12 protein-coding genes are annotated in these 14932 nt (G+C 66.0%); 10 read left to right on the top strand and 2 right to left on the bottom strand.

Annotation, left to right across the window (positions count from 1 at the left end; genetic code table 11):
• Positions 1–105 precede the first annotated feature (105 nt).
• Entirely contained in the window at positions 106–873 is a 768-nt protein-coding gene (tpiA, locus tag KBI52_RS22500) for a triose-phosphate isomerase (RefSeq protein ID WP_173950525.1), read from the bottom strand.
• Between the two features lie 148 nt (positions 874–1021).
• Between tpiA and KBI52_RS22495 the strand changes: the two genes are divergently transcribed.
• The 8 genes from KBI52_RS22495 (at position 1022) to lexA (ending at position 9488) form a co-directional block, all read left to right on the top strand.
• The gene (locus KBI52_RS22495) at positions 1022–2905 is read left to right on the top strand and encodes a SurA N-terminal domain-containing protein (RefSeq protein WP_247654577.1); all 1884 of its coding nucleotides are present in this window, start codon (positions 1022–1024) and stop codon (positions 2903–2905) included.
• Between the two features lie 4 nt (positions 2906–2909).
• Entirely contained in the window at positions 2910–4430 is a 1521-nt protein-coding gene (gene trpE / locus KBI52_RS22490) for an anthranilate synthase component I (protein WP_210811829.1), read from the top strand.
• 58 nt (positions 4431–4488) lie between these two features.
• Positions 4489–5118 carry an aminodeoxychorismate/anthranilate synthase component II gene (locus KBI52_RS22485; RefSeq protein ID WP_173950522.1) on the top strand — a complete coding sequence of 210 codons (630 nt, stop codon included), beginning with the start codon at positions 4489–4491 and terminating at the stop codon, positions 5116–5118.
• A 5-nt stretch (positions 5119–5123) separates the two neighbouring features.
• On the top strand, positions 5124–6137 hold the full coding sequence (gene trpD, locus KBI52_RS22480; protein ID WP_210811828.1) for an anthranilate phosphoribosyltransferase: 1014 nt from the start codon (positions 5124–5126) through the stop codon (positions 6135–6137).
• A gap of 11 nt (positions 6138–6148) precedes the next feature.
• The gene (gene trpC, locus KBI52_RS22475; protein ID WP_173950520.1) at positions 6149–6949 is read left to right on the top strand and encodes an indole-3-glycerol phosphate synthase TrpC; all 801 of its coding nucleotides are present in this window, start codon (positions 6149–6151) and stop codon (positions 6947–6949) included.
• On the top strand, positions 6946–7422 hold the full coding sequence (gene moaC / locus KBI52_RS22470) for a cyclic pyranopterin monophosphate synthase MoaC (RefSeq protein WP_173950519.1): 477 nt from the start codon (positions 6946–6948) through the stop codon (positions 7420–7422). The genes trpC and moaC overlap by 4 nt, the downstream gene beginning before the upstream one ends.
• Positions 7419–8675 carry a gephyrin-like molybdotransferase Glp gene (gene glp, locus KBI52_RS22465; RefSeq protein ID WP_173950518.1) on the top strand — a complete coding sequence of 419 codons (1257 nt, stop codon included), beginning with the start codon at positions 7419–7421 and terminating at the stop codon, positions 8673–8675. The genes moaC and glp overlap by 4 nt, the downstream gene beginning before the upstream one ends.
• Before the next feature lie 108 nt (positions 8676–8783).
• Positions 8784–9488, top strand: coding sequence for a transcriptional repressor LexA (gene lexA / locus KBI52_RS22460; protein ID WP_210811827.1), 705 nt, complete (start codon positions 8784–8786; stop codon positions 9486–9488).
• Here the strand turns inward: lexA and KBI52_RS22455 are convergent.
• Complete coding sequence (locus KBI52_RS22455; protein WP_247654576.1) at positions 9466–11739, bottom strand: ComEC/Rec2 family competence protein; 2274 nt, start codon at positions 11737–11739, stop codon at positions 9466–9468. The genes lexA and KBI52_RS22455 overlap by 23 nt on opposite strands.
• A gap of 145 nt (positions 11740–11884) precedes the next feature.
• Between KBI52_RS22455 and gltX the strand changes: the two genes are divergently transcribed.
• Complete coding sequence (gene gltX, locus KBI52_RS22450) at positions 11885–13315, top strand: glutamate--tRNA ligase (RefSeq protein WP_210811826.1); 1431 nt, start codon at positions 11885–11887, stop codon at positions 13313–13315.
• Between the two features lie 174 nt (positions 13316–13489).
• Entirely contained in the window at positions 13490–14782 is a 1293-nt protein-coding gene (gene gltA / locus KBI52_RS22445) for a citrate synthase (RefSeq protein ID WP_173950515.1), read from the top strand.
• The last annotated feature ends 150 nt before the right edge of the window (positions 14783–14932 follow it).

The following is a 14932-nucleotide window of genomic DNA, read 5'->3' as shown; positions in this document are numbered from 1 at the left end:
CAAGCGGCTGCGCACAGGGCGACAGCCGCTCGCAATCCGTTCGTTGCGGCGGCCTGTAGCATAGGTGGGCGCAGGATCAAAGACCCGCAAGCCGCCTTTTCGCCGTTACCCGAGATAGGCCCCGGCGATGGCGAGGAAATCGGCCGCGACGAGGCTCGCTCCGCCGACCAGGGCACCGTTGACGTTGTCCACGGCCATCAGCTCGGCGGCGTTCGAAGGCTTCACGGAGCCCCCGTAGAGGATGCGGACCTTGGGCGCCTCCGCCTTGCCCACGAGGCGGCGCAGTTCGTCCCTGACGAGGGCATGCACCTCCGCCACGTCGGCGATCGTCGGCGTCAAGCCGGTGCCGATGGCCCAGACCGGCTCGTATGCGACCACAAGGTTGTGGCTGTTCGAATCGACCGGAATCGAACCGCGCAGCTGCCTGCGGACGACCGCCAGGGTCTTGCCGGATTCACGCTCCTCCCGGGTCTCGCCGACGCACGCGATGGCAGTCAGACCCGCGCGATGGGCCGCCACCGCCTTGGCGCAGACATCCACATCCTTTTCCTTGTGGTACTGGCGGCGCTCGGAATGGCCAACGATCACGTAGGTCGCCCCCGCGTCGGCCAGCATCTCGGCTGACAGATCGCCCGTGAAGGCACCCGATTCCTTGGCATGGCAGTCCTGACCGCCGATCGCCACCCTGGAGCCCACCGAGTGGCGGGCGAAAACGCCCACCAGGGTGGCGGGCGGACAGACGGCGAGCTCGACCTTGGCCTTGAGACCCGGGGTATAGCCGGCATGGACCTCCTCCAGGACCTTGGCCGACGACCTCAATCCGTTCATCTTCCAGTTTCCCGCCACCAGCGGGCGCGGCCTATCGACGCTCATATAAGGCACTCCTGTCACGCTTGATGATCCGGCAGTAGCAGAGGCTAGAGCCTTCTTTCAACCAGACTTGCCCTTTTCGTAGAGCCCCTGATCGTTTATCGGCAGGTTTAACGATTTTTTGGAAAACGGGTTCACGATGCTTCGGAACATGCGCAAGGCTGGGCAGACCGTGGTCGGCAAAGCGATCGCCACCATCTTCTTCTGTGCCCTCATCGTCAGCTTCGCCATCTGGGGCATCGGCGACATCTTCCGCGTCACCCCGGCTTCCGCGGTGGCCGAGGTCGGCAGCACGACCATCACGGTCGATCAGGTCCGCAACGCCTACACCAACGAGCTCCAGCGCCTCGGGCGCCAGTTCCGCACGGTGATCAGCCCGGAGCAGGCGCGTGCCTTCGGCCTTGATCAACAGGTCGTGTCCAATCTCGTCACGGAAGCCGTGTTGGCCGAGCAGGCCAAACAGATGGGCCTCTCCGTGTCGGATCAGCTCGTTGCCGCCTCCATCATGAACAACCCGGCCTTCAAGGGCGCCGACGGCCAGTTCAACCGCGCCCAGTTCGATCAGGCGCTGCGCAATGCCGGTCTCTCCGAGGCCGGCTTCGTGCAGGAGCAGCGCTCGGCCATGGCGCGCCTCCACCTGGCGGAAGCCATCGCCGGCGATATCAATGTGCCGGTCGCCGCCAGGGAGGCCCTGCACCGCTACGCCAGCGAGCGCCGCGCCGCCGCTTATCTGCTCCTGACCCCGGCCATGGCGGGCGACATCCCGGCTCCGACGGCCGAGCAGCTCCAGAGCTTCTTCAACGAGCGCCGAAGCGCCTTCCGGGCTCCCGAATACCGGGCCGTCTCCGTGATGGCTCTCGACGCGGCGGCGATCTCCAAGCCGGAGACCGTGTCGGAGACCGATGCCCGCCAGGCCTATGAGCAGCGGAAGGCGTCCTTCGGCACTCCGGAGCACCGTACCATCCAGCAGATCACCTTCCCGTCCCAGGCCGACGCCGAGGCGGCCGCCGCGAAGATCAAGGAAGGGACCACCTTCGAGTCCCTTGCCACCGAGCGCAATGTCTCCCCGCAGGATCTGGAGCTCGGCACCTTCACCAAGGCCGAGATGCTCGATCAGGCGGTCGCGGATGCCGCATTCACGCTGGATCAGGGAGCCGTCAGCGGCCCGATCGCCGGCCGCTTCGGCCCCGTGCTGGTGCGCGTCACCCAGATCCAGCCCGAGTCGGTTCGCGCCTTCGAAGAGGTCGCGGCCGAGATCAGGCAGCAACTCGCCCAGGAGCGCGCGAAGGATCAGATCGAGCGGATCCACGACGAGATCGAGGATCTGCGCGCTGGCGCCAAGCCCCTGGCGGAGATTGCGAAGGACAAGGGCCTGACCCTGATCCAGGTGCCGGCCGTCGAGGCCGGCGGCCTCGACAAGGCCGGCAATCCCGTGAACCTGCCCGAGAAGGATGCCGTTGTGAAGGCGGCTTTCGCCTCGGACATCGGGGTCGACAACGAACCCCTGCGCACGGCGACCGGCTATGTCTGGTACGACGTGACCGGCATCGAGGCCTCCCGCGAGAAGAACCTAGACGAGGTCCGCGATCAGGTCGCCGCCCAATGGCGGGAGGATCAGGTCGCGCAGCGCCTGTCCGAGAAGGCGAACGAGCTGACGGGCCGCCTCGAGAAGGGCGAGGCCATCGAGGCCGTGGCCCAGTCGGTCGGTGCACCGGTCGTGAACGCGACGGACCTTGCCCGCAACGCCGCCAAAGACGATCTCGCGGCCGAAGCCGTGAATCGCATCTTCGCCGTTCCAGTCGGAAAGGTCGGCCATGCGGCGAACGGGACCGACGCCCGCGCGGTGTTCAAGGTCACGTCCGCAACCGTGCCGCCCCTGGTCACCACGACCCAGGCCGCGCAGAACGCCGAGAACCAGCTCCGCACCGGCTTCGGCGACGATCTGCTCAGCCAGTACATCGCCCAGGTCCGCCAGGATCTCGGCGTCACTATCAATCAGCAGGCGCTGCGTCGCGCCACGGGCAGCGAATCCTAAACCGATGACGACCACGCCCGATTTCGACACCTTCGCGGCGGCCTACGAGGCAGGCGAAGCCGGCGTCCTGCGCACGACGCTCGTGGGCGATCTCCTGACCCCTGTCGCGGCCTTCCTGAAACTGCGGCACGACCGGAAGGGCTCGGCCTTCCTGCTGGAATCCGTGGAAGGCGGAGCGACCCGCGGCCGCTTCTCCATGATCGGGCTCGATCCCGATCTGGTCTGGCGTTGCCAGGATGGCGTGGCATCGATCGACCGGCAGGCGTTGAGCCGGATGAAGGAGTTCACCGTGGAGGTGGCTCCCCCGTTGGAGAGCCTGCGCGCGCTCATCAAGGAAAGCGCCCTGCCGCTGTCCGACGATCTGCCGCCCATGGCGGCGGGCCTCTTCGGCTATCTGGGTTACGACATGGTTCGTCTCATGGAGCGCCTGCCCGAGCCCAATCCGGACGTGCTCGAGGTTCCCGACGCGATTCTCATTCGCCCGACTGTCATGGTCGTGTTCGACGCGGTCAGGGACGAGATCTCCCTCATTACGCCCGTGCGCCCGCGGGCCGGAACCTCCGCCCGGGCGGCCTATGAAGGCGCGCTCTCTCGCCTCGACGACGTGACCACTGCCCTTGAGCGTCCCCTGCCCATCGACGACCGCAGCGATCCGACCCGGATCCATTTCGATCCTCCGGTCTCGAACACGACACCGGAGGAGTTCGAGGCGATGGTCGCCAAGGCGAAGGAGTACATCCGGGCCGGCGACATCTTCCAGGTGGTGCTCTCGCAACGCTTCGAGTCGGCCTTCCCCCTGCCGGCCTTCGCACTCTACCGTTCGCTGCGGCGGGTCAATCCGGCTCCGTTCCTTTGCTACCTCGACTTCGAGGACTTCCAGATCGTCTGCTCCTCGCCGGAAATCCTGGTACGGGTCCGAGAAGGCCGGATCACGATCCGGCCGATCGCCGGAACGCGCCCGCGGGGCGCGACGGCGGCCGAAGACCGGGCCCACGCGGAAAGCCTGCTGGCCGACCAGAAGGAGCGGGCCGAGCACCTCATGCTGCTCGATCTCGGTCGCAACGATGTCGGCCGCGTGGCCGAGATGGGCTCCGTCGAAGTCACGGATTCGTTCTTCCTCGAGTTCTACAGCCAGGTGATGCACATCGTGTCGAACGTGGAGGGCCGGCTCGATCCCTCGTTCGATGCCCTCGATGCCCTGGTGGCGGGATTCCCGGCCGGGACGGTCTCGGGCGCGCCGAAGGTGCGGGCGATGCAGATCATCGACGAACTGGAGAAGGACAAGCGCGGGCCCTATGCCGGTTGCGTCGGATACTTCGGCGCCAACGGCGAGATGGACACCTGCATCGTGCTGCGCACGGCAGTCGTCAAGGACGGACGCATGGCCGTTCAAGCGGGTGCCGGCATCGTGTACGATTCCGATCCGGCCTCCGAACAGCAGGAATGCATCAATAAGTCGAAGGCTCTCTTCCGGGCGGCGGAGGAAGCCGTGCGTTTCGCCAGCCAGGCCAGGGTCGGACAATGAACGGGACGCCAGGCTGTCCCTTGACCGGGAGCTTCGCTTACGCGAACGTCGGCGCGCTATGACCCGCGTTCTCGTCATCGACAACTACGACAGCTTCACCTGGAACCTGGTGCATCTGCTCGGTCCGCTCGCGACCTCCGTCGACGTGGTGCGCAACGACGCCATCACGACCGACGAGGTGCTCGCCTCGCAGCCGGACGCCATCGTGCTTTCCCCCGGCCCCTGCACGCCGAACGAGGCCGGGATCTGTCTCGACCTGGTCAAACGCGCCTCGCCCGACATCCCGACCTTCGGGGTCTGCCTCGGCCTGCAGACGATCGGCCAAGTCTTCGGTGGCACCGTCTCGCGGGCGCCCCTCCCCATGCACGGCAAGGTCTCGGACGTGGAGCATGGCGGACAGGCGGTGTTCCGCGGCATCAACGGATCGTTCAAGGCGACCCGTTACCACTCGCTCATCGTCGATCGCGAAACCTGTCCGGCCGACCTCCAGGTCACGGCGGAAACCTCGGACGGCCTCGTGATGGGCCTGTCGCACCGCTCCCTGCCGATCCACGGCGTGCAGTTCCACCCTGAAAGCATCCTGTCGGAGCACGGGGTGACGATCATGCGCAATTTCTTCGAACTCGCAGCGGATTGGAACGCCAGACACCGGGCCACCGGCAGTGCCGCAGCGTCAGCAGGACAGTGAAAGCGATGGAATCGTTCAAATCCTATCTCGCCAAGGTCGCCACGGGCGCATCGCTGACGCGCGACGAGGCGCGGGACGCGTTCGACGACCTGCTCTCCGGTGAAGTCACACCTGCCCAGGGTGGAGCCTTCCTGATGGCCCTGCGGGTGCGCGGCGAGGCTCTGGAAGAGATCGTCGGCGCCGTCACGGCCATGCGCGGCCGCATGCTACGGGTCAACGCTCCCGAGAAGGCCGTCGACATCGTCGGCACCGGCGGCGACCACAAGGGCAGCTACAACATCTCCACGCTTGCCTCGATCATCGTGGCGTCCTGCGGCGTTCCCGTGGCCAAGCACGGCAACCGGGCGGCCTCCTCGAAGTCCGGCACGGCGGACGTGCTGGCGGCTCTCGGCCTCAAGCTCGGGCTCGATCCGGAAGGCCTCGAGCGTTGTCTCGACGAGACCAAGCTCTGCTTCATGTTCGCCCAGACCCATCACGCCGCGATGCGCCACGTGGCGCCGGTACGCGTTGAGCTCGGCACCCGGACGATCTTCAACCTGCTCGGGCCGCTGGCCAATCCGGCCGGCGCCAAGCGCCAGCTTCTCGGCGTCTTTTCAGAAGCTTGGCTCGAGCCGCTCACCCAGGTTCTGAAGGAACTCGGCTCTCAGAAGGTCTGGACCGTGCATGGTTCCGACGGCCTCGACGAGATGACCACCACGGGTCCGACCTTCGTAGCGGCTCTCGAGAACGGCGCGATCCGCCGCTTCACCGTGACGCCCGACGAGGTTGGGCTGCCGACCGTCTCGCTCGACGATCTCCGGGGCGGCGACCCGGAGCATAACGCGGCCCAGCTTCGCGCTGTCCTGGACGGTGCCCGGATCCCTTATCGGGACGTGGCCCTGTTGAACGCCGCAGCCTCGCTGGTGGTGGCGGACGAAGCCGACAATCTGCGCGATGGTCTCGACCGGGCGTCTCGGACTCTGGACAGCGGCGCCTCGAAGGCGACGCTCGAGCGTCTCGTCAAGATCTCGAACAGCTGAGCGAGGCTCCCATGGCCGACGTTCTCAGCAAGATCGAAGCCTACAAGCGCCGGGAGATCGCCGCCGCGAAAGCGGCGGTTTCGCTCCACGACATGGAGCGCCGCGCACGCTCGGCTGCTCCGGCTCGCGGCTTTGGCAGGGCGATCGAGCGGCATCTCGCCGAAGGGCGCCCGGCCCTCATCGCCGAGGTCAAAAAGGCAAGCCCATCGAAGGGATTGATCCGCGCCGACTTCGACCCTCCGAGCCTCGCCCGGGCCTATGCGGAGGGCGGCGCCACCTGCCTGTCGGTCCTGACCGACGAGCCGTCCTTTCAGGGCAAGCCCGAGTACTTGGCTCAGGCCCGTGACGCGTCGGGCCTGCCGGCCCTGCGCAAGGACTTCCTGTTCGAGCCCTACCAGGTCTATGAGGCGCGGGCCTGGGGGGCAGACTGCATTCTTGTGATCATGGCGAGCGTCACCGACGACGAAGCCCGCGCCTTGATCGACACCGCCCATGATCTCGGCATGGACGTGCTGGTGGAAGTGCACGATCGGGCGGAGCTCGACCGTGCCCTGCCCCTCGGCACCAGGCTGGTCGGCATCAACAATCGGAATCTGCGCACCTTCGAGGTATCGCTCGGCGTCAGCGAGGAGTTGGCACCTCTGATCCCCGCGGACCGCATCGTCGTCGGAGAAAGCGGGATCTTTACGCTCTCCGACATCGAGCGTCTGTCGAGGGTCGACATCCGCACGTTTCTTGTGGGCGAGAGCCTCATGCGTCAGGCGGATGTGGCGAGCGCCACGCGGAAGCTCCTGTTCGGCGAGGCGACATGACGAAACTCACGCATCTCGATGCGACCGGCCAGGCCAGCATGGTCGATGTCTCCGACAAGGGCATCACCAGCCGCACCGCGATCGCCGAGGGGTGCGTGATCATGCAGGCGGAGACTCTCGACCTGATCCGCCACGGCGAGGCCAAGAAGGGCGATGTTCTGGGCACAGCCCGTCTTGCCGGGATCATGGCATCCAAGCGCACTCACGAACTCATCCCGCTCTGCCACCCTCTTCTCATCTCAAAGGTCAAGGTGGACTGCACTCTGGATGACAGCCTTCCGGGCGTACGCGTCAGCGCTGAGGTGAAGGTGTCCGGCCAGACCGGCGTCGAGATGGAAGCTCTCACCGCCGTCTCCGTCGCCTGCCTGACGATCTACGATATGGTGAAGGCCGTCGATAAGGCCATGAGAATCGAGAACGTCCGCCTGCGTCGCAAGAGCGGAGGCCGTTCCGGGGATTTCGAGGCACCATGAGCCTGATTTCGGTCGAGGATGCTCTCTCCCGCATTCTGGCAGGCGTCGAAAGGCCGGTCGGGAGCGAGCATGTGCCCCTTGCCGCCTGCGCCGGCCGGACGCTCGCCGAGGATGTCAGCGCGCTTCGCGACCAGCCCCCCTTCCCGGCCTCCGCGATGGACGGTTATGCGGTACGAAGCGCCGATTGTGCGACCGTTCCGGCGACACTGCGGGTGGTCGGGGCCAGCGCGGCCGGAAACCGGTTCTCCGGGGCAGTTGGCAGCGGCGACGCGGTGCGAATCTTCACCGGGGCTCCTGTTCCGGACGGCACGGATGCGGTGGTGCTGCAGGAGGATACGGAGGGATCGGGCGATCAGGTAATCGTGAAGGAGGCGGGCCGTCCGGGTCGTCACATTCGCGCGGCCGGCCTCGATTTCCGGGCCGGCGATGTGCTCCTGCAGGCCGGATTGCGCTTGGATTCCCGCCACGTCGCTCTTGCGGCCGCCATGGGCCATGGGGGACTCAGCGTCCACCGCAAGCCCCGCGTCGCCATCCTCGCTACGGGCGACGAGTTGGTGCGGGCGGGCGCGCCCGTCGGACCCGACCAGATCACCGCATCGAGCCTGCCGGCGACGATTCTCATGGTGGAGAGGGCGGGCGCGGAGGCGATCGACCTCGGCATTGCCCGCGACACCCTGGAGTCGCTCCACGAGCGCATCCAGGCGGCCACGAGTGCAGGAGCCGACATCCTCGTGACGCTCGGCGGCGCGTCCGTGGGCGAACACGATCTGGTGCAGGAGGCTTTGAGCCGCCACGGCATGGATCTCGGCTTCTGGCGCGTGGCGCTGCGGCCGGGAAAGCCTCTGATGCACGGGCACCTCGGATCAACCCTGTTCCTGGGGCTGCCGGGCAATCCCGTCTCCTCGCTCGTCTGCGCCGTTCTCTTCCTGATTCCGGCAATCCGCGCACTCCTCGGCGATCAGAGAGCGGCCGACGACCCGACCGAGGACGCAATTTTGGGGGCCGATCTTCCGCCCAATCGCGAGCGTCAGGATTACATGCGCGCATCGCTCTCGCTCCAGGACGTCCCGGTCGGGCTGACGAGGGGGCCCGAGCGTTTGATGCTGCCCGTCGCAACCCCGCATCTGCTGCAGGATTCCTCCATGCTGAGCATCCTCGAGCGCTCGGACGCTCTCCTAGTGCGGCCGCCCCATGCGCCTGCGGCCACGGCCGGAGAGGCCTGCCGGATCATCAGGCTCGACAGATTTTGCTGACCTCCTGTTGATTTCCGAATACCCAGGCTTGCGGAACACAGCGGGAACAGCTACCTTGTTCTCGATTTGTTTCAGAATCGCTCCGCACGGGAGCAGTAGAGGCCAGCCATGCTGACGCGTAAACAGCACGAATTGCTCCGCTTCATTCATGAGCGGCTGCGTGAAACCGGGGTTCCGCCGTCCTTCGACGAGATGAAGGATGCGCTCGATCTCAAGTCCAAGTCGGGCATTCATCGCCTGATTACGGCGCTCGAGGAGCGTGGCTTCATTCGGCGCCTGCCGAACCGCGCCCGGGCCCTGGAGGTGCTCCGGCTGCCGGAGAGCACCAGCGGTGCGGGCAGCCAGCGCCGGTTCACCCCGAGCGTCGTCGAGGGGGGCCTTGCCGGCAAGGCCAGGGCCGCGCCGCAGCCGGCATCCGATCCCCGGGATCGGGAAACGTCGATCCCCGTCATGGGACGGATCGCCGCCGGTGTGCCGATCTCGGCCATCCAGACCCGCAGTCATTCCATCACGCTGTCAGGTGATTTCCTGGCCCAGGGTGATCACTTCGCTCTGGAAGTGCGGGGCGACTCGATGGTGGAAGCCGGCATTCTCGACGGAGATCTCGTGGTGATCCGCCGGCAGGACACAGCCAATACGGGCGACATCATCGTGGCCCTCATCGACGACGAGGAGGCGACCTTGAAGCGCTTCCGCCGTCGCGGTTCCTCCATCGCCCTCGAGGCCGCCAACCAGGCCTATGAAACCCGCGTGCTCGGCCCCGACCGGGTCAAGATTCAGGGTAAGCTCGTCAGTCTGGTTCGCCGCTACTGACGTCCTCTTCGGGAAGATCCTGCTCGGGGATCGGCTGCGCTCGACGCAGCCCTTCCCGAGCGGGCGACGGCTCAAGCGGATGCGCCTTGTTCGACCAGGATCGGATCTGAGTTCCTGTTCGGACGGAGCGCACCTCGATGGCGTCGGGTGTGAAGCGGATCGTCGTTGCCCCGCTTTCCTTCAACGCCCTGCCGTCCCAGACGAAGCGCGCCTTGCAGCCTGGCGGCGCCTGGAGCTGTGAGACCACCACCGCGGCGCGGCGGCAATCCTCCTCGAATGCCGAGACTTCCTGGACGAATGCGATCCAGCGTCCGCTGTCAGCCGCCACCACGCAGCCGGCTTTGTCGCATCTTGCACCCTGTCTGAGGCTCGCATCGTCGGCGCTCCTCGCGTCGCCGTCGGCCCGCAGCCATTGCTCGGCGACGAAGTCGGACGGGCGCCCCACAAGGGTCAGCCGCCCGTTCCGGCCGCGAATGGCCGCCCCTGCCCCGTCCCGGTCGATGAACAGGTCGTAGCGATGCGGCGTAGCCGCGAAGGCCAGCCCGACACCGGCGGGCACGATCGCAAGCCATCGCAGGGACGACGCCGGCACCGTCATCACGATCAGTCCGACGGTCAGAAGAACGAGAGAGGCACTGCCGAGGGCCGGAACGATCACGGTCGACCCGCTGAAGCTTCCAACCCAGGCCGATACGTCGAGCACCTGCGAGACGGCGAAACCCATGATCTGCCAGATCGGCCGGTCGAGCCCGAAGGGATAGGCCAGTACGCCAAGAACGGCGGACGGCATCACGACGAGGGAGACAAGCGGCAGGGCCAGCGCGTTGCCGACGAGACCGTAAGGATTCAGGCTCTGGAAGTGATAGGCCGCGAAAGGCGCGGTCGCGATGCTGGCCACCAGGGTCGTCGTCGCAAGTCCGAGCGCCGGCCGCGACACCCAGGACGCGACGCGCGCGACGATACCGGAGCCCCTTCCGTCTGACTCCTTCAGGTGCATGAGAGGCACGAGGGCCATCATGGCGGCGACCGCGCTGAACGACATCTGGAAGCTCGGGCCGAGCAACGCCTCCGGCTCCCGGGCGAGCACCACGAGGGCGGAGATCGACAGGTTCCGGATGCTCAAGGCGGGACGATCCGCCAGAACCGCCCCGAACATCACGAGGGTCATGATGAGCGAGCGCTCGGTGGCGACATCAGAGCCTGAGAAGACGCAGTAGATCGTGGCCCCGATCATCGCCGCCACGGCGGCGAACTTCTTGACCGGCAACAGCAGGGCAAGGCTCGGCGCAAGGGCCAGGAGGGCCCGCACGAGCCAGAAGAAGGTCCCTGCAGCCAGCACCATGTGGAGGCCCGAGATCGACACGATGTGATAGATGCCGGCGCCACGCAGGATCTCGTTGGTCTGCTCCGGAATGAGGCCGCGCTTACCCGTCACCAGCGCGGCGCTGACGCCTCCGGCCGCTCCCCCGATGGAGGTGGCGATCCGCTCGGTCAGGGCATTGCGGGCTCCATCGACATACGCGGCCAGCCGCAGGGCCCAAGTTGGCGCCGGTGACGCAGCGTCCGGACGGACCTGCCCGACCATGGAACCCACCGCGCCGATCCCCTTGAAATAGGCATCCCGAGCGAAGTCATAGCCCCCGGGCCATGCAGGCTGCGGCGGGGGCAGCAGCCGCGCCGTGCCGGTGATCAGCTGCCCGGGCGAGAGTTCGATCCCCAGACGCACGGAGACCCGAACCCGCTCGGGCCGCTCCGCATCCGGGACATCCCTCATCTCGACCACATGCAGCAGCAGCCGCTTGCCCTCCTGTCGATCCTCGATTGCCTCGATGAAGCCCGTCACCGGAGTGACGACGATGCGGGCGAGCGCCGGGGAAGCCACGTTCCGCATGCGGATGGCCGCGGCCGAGAATCCCGCAAAGAGCGCCATGATCGCGATCACGGCGCAGAAGGCGGCTGGCTTCCGGCGAAGAGCGATCGCGGCCGCAGCACAGAATAGAGCTGCGCCGAGCGGAGCCCACAGGGCCGGCTGGCCATCAGCCTGGAAGAACAGCGCGATGCCAACGCCGAAGAAGACGGGGATCCAAGGAAAGAGCCGCCGCTGGTCGATCTCGTGAGCGATGCTCTTCGAGAGCCAGCCGCGACCATCGAGAAGACGCCATTCGATGGGGTAAGCCCAAGGCCGGGGCAGCGCCACGGCCCGCGCACCACGGCGCGGGATCCGGTCGGGCATTTCGCGGTTGTCTTCCATCGTGGCTTCGGCTTAACGCAGCTCCGGTTGCATGCTAGACGACCGCACGCTCCGGCCCAAACCGCCCTGTGGATTGAGTCGGATGACGCTGCGGACGATACAAGCCGCTCGGCCCATTGAGTTTTTCCAGTCAAGGTTTCCCGCGATGACCGTCGTCACCCGCTTCGCCCCCTCTCCCACCGGCTTCCTGCATATCGGAGGGGGACGCACGGCCCTGTTCAACTGGCTCTACGCCAAGCGCCACGGGGGCAAGATGTTGCTGCGCATCGAGGATACGGATCGGGAACGCTCCACGGATGCCGCGATCGCGGCGATCCTCGAGGGTCTCAAATGGCTTGGCCTCGACTGGGATGGTGACGTGGTCTACCAGTTCTCCCGGGCCGCCCGCCATCGGGAGGTCGCCGAGACCCTGCTGGCGCAGGGCCGCGCCTATCACTGCTATGCGAGCCAGCAGGAGCTGGAGGAGATGCGCGAAACCGCCCGCAAGGAGGGCCGGCCCCTCCGCTACGACGGACGCTGGCGCGATCGGGACCCGTCAGAGGCGCCGGCGGGGGTCAAGCCGGTCATTCGCCTCAAGGCGCCGACCGAGGGCGAGACGGTGGTCGAGGACGAGGTGCAGGGCCGCGTGGTCTGGCAGAACAAGGATCTCGACGATCTCGTTCTCCTGCGCTCGGACGGCACGCCCACCTATATGCTGGCCGTCGTGGTGGACGATCACGACATGAACGTGACGCACGTGATCCGCGGCGACGACCACCTGACCAATGCGGCACGGCAGACGCAGATCTACCAGGCGCTTGGCTGGGACGTGCCGAAGATGGCGCATATTCCGCTCATCCATGGCCCGGACGGAGCCAAGCTGTCGAAGCGGCACGGCGCCCTCGGCGTCGAGGCTTACCGCAGCCTGGGCTATCTTCCGGAGGCCCTGCGCAACTATCTTGTGCGCCTCGGCTGGAGCCACGGGGATCAGGAGATCTTCTCCACTCAGGAGATGATCGACGCTTTCGATCTCGGCAGCATCGGCCGGTCGCCGGCGCGCTTCGATTTCGCCAAGCTGGAGAACCTCAACGGACATTATATGCGCCAGGCGGACGACGAGCGGCTGGTGCACGCCCTCGAGGATCTTCTGCCGGAGCTGGACAAGGACGAGCACCATCTTGGACGCACCTTCAAGCCGGCTTTGCGCGAGAAGCTTGTCGCCGCCATGCCCGGCCTGAAGGAGCGCGCCAAGACCCTCGTGGAGCTGCTCGACAGCGCGTATTACCTCTATGCGCAGCGTCCGCTGCATCTCGACGAGAAAGCGGCGAGCCTGCTCGCGGACGGCACGACGCGTCTCGCTGGGATCGCTGACAAGCTCGACCACGTCACCGACTGGTCGGCTCAAAGCGTGGAAGCCGTCGTACGCGAGCACGCGGAGGCCATCGGAGCCAAGCTCGGACAAGTGGCTCAACCGCTCAGGGCGGCCCTCACCGGACGGGCCACATCGCCTGGTCTCTTCGACGTAATGGCGGTGCTCGGAAAGGACGAAACTCTGTTGCGTCTTCGAGACCAAACCAAGGATGCGCCTGCTGCATAGCAAGGGCATCCCGCCTTTAGACGTGCTTGCTCCGTTCCAACGGATAAGCTACCGAAGGCGCCATTATCCTACCGACCGACCGGCAAACCGCGGTTGGGCAGCCACGGAGGTCTTCTCCGATCCACCGGTTGCTCTAGGTTCTGCCCGGCCTCCTTTTTGAAAGGGCCACGACGCATGAGTTCCAACACCAGCACCGTCACCGTCGACAACAAGTCCGTGGAACTGCCGGTCAAAGAAGGCACCATCGGCCCGAGCGTCATCGACATTTCGAAACTCTACGGTCAGACCGGGATGTTCACCTACGATCCCGGGTTCACCTCGACGGCCGCGACCGAGTCGAAGATTACCTACATCGACGGCGACAAGGGCATCCTGCTCTATCGCGGCTATCCGATCGATCAGCTCGCCGAGCACGGCGATTTCCTCGAGACCTGCTACCTGCTCCTTTACGGAGAGCTTCCGACCGCTGCTCAAAAGGCCGATTTCGACTATCGCGTCACGCGCCACACCATGGTGCATGACCAGATGAACCGGTTCTTCACCGGCTTCCGCCGCGACGCGCACCCGATGGCCATCATGGTCGCCTCTGTGGGCGCCCTGTCGGCCTTCTACCACGATTCCACCGACATCTCGGATCCGCACCAGCGCATGATCGCGTCCATGCGCATGATCGCCAAGATGCCGACGCTCGCCGCCATGGCGTACAAGTACTCCATCGGCCAGCCCTTCGTGTATCCGCAGAACGAGCTGGACTACACCTCCAACTTCCTGCGCATGTGCTTCGCGGTGCCTGCCGAGGAGTACAAAGTCAATCCGGTGCTCTCGCGCGCGCTCGATCGGATCTTCATCCTGCACGCCGATCACGAGCAGAACGCCTCGACCTCGACCGTGCGCCTCGCCGGTTCGTCGGGCGCCAATCCGTTCGCCTGCATCGCGGCCGGCATCGCCTGCCTGTGGGGACCGGCTCACGGCGGCGCCAATGAAGCGGCCTTGAAGATGCTGGAGGAGATCGGCACGCCTGACCGCATTCCGGAATACATCGCCAAGGCGAAGGACAAGAACGATCCGTTCCGCCTGATGGGCTTCGGCCACCGGGTCTACAAGAACTACGACCCACGCGCCCGCATCATGCAGAAGACCACCCACGAGGTGCTCAACGAGCTCGGCATCAAGGACGATCCGCTCCTCGACGTCGCTGTCGAACTCGAGCAGATCGCGCTGAAGGACGAGTACTTCATCGAGAAGAAGCTCTATCCGAATATCGATTTCTATTCGGGCATCACCCTGAAGGCGATGGGCTTCCCCACCTCCATGTTCACGGTGCTGTTCGCACTTGCCCGTACTGTCGGCTGGATCGCGCAGTGGAGCGAGATGATCGAGGATCCGTCCCAGCGCATCGGCCGTCCGCGCCAGCTCTATACAGGCGAGACGGAGCGCGACTACGTGACGGTCGCCCAGCGCGGCTGAGACAAGCACAAATCCTGATCATGAAAAGGGGCCGAAAGGCCCCTTTTTGTTGTCTCTCAGGTTTGTCGATTGGAGGCTCATGCGGGCTGGCGCATGCCCGACCGCTTAACGCGTCGCATTCTCCGGATCCGGATCACCGACCCCAGACCG

It is taken from the genome of Microvirga sp. HBU67558, assembly GCF_018069605.1.
GTDB classification, from domain to species: Bacteria; Pseudomonadota; Alphaproteobacteria; order Rhizobiales; family Beijerinckiaceae; genus Microvirga; species Microvirga terrae.
Note: the sequence above shows the minus strand (reverse complement) of the source record. Positions and strands in the feature narration are given on the sequence as shown.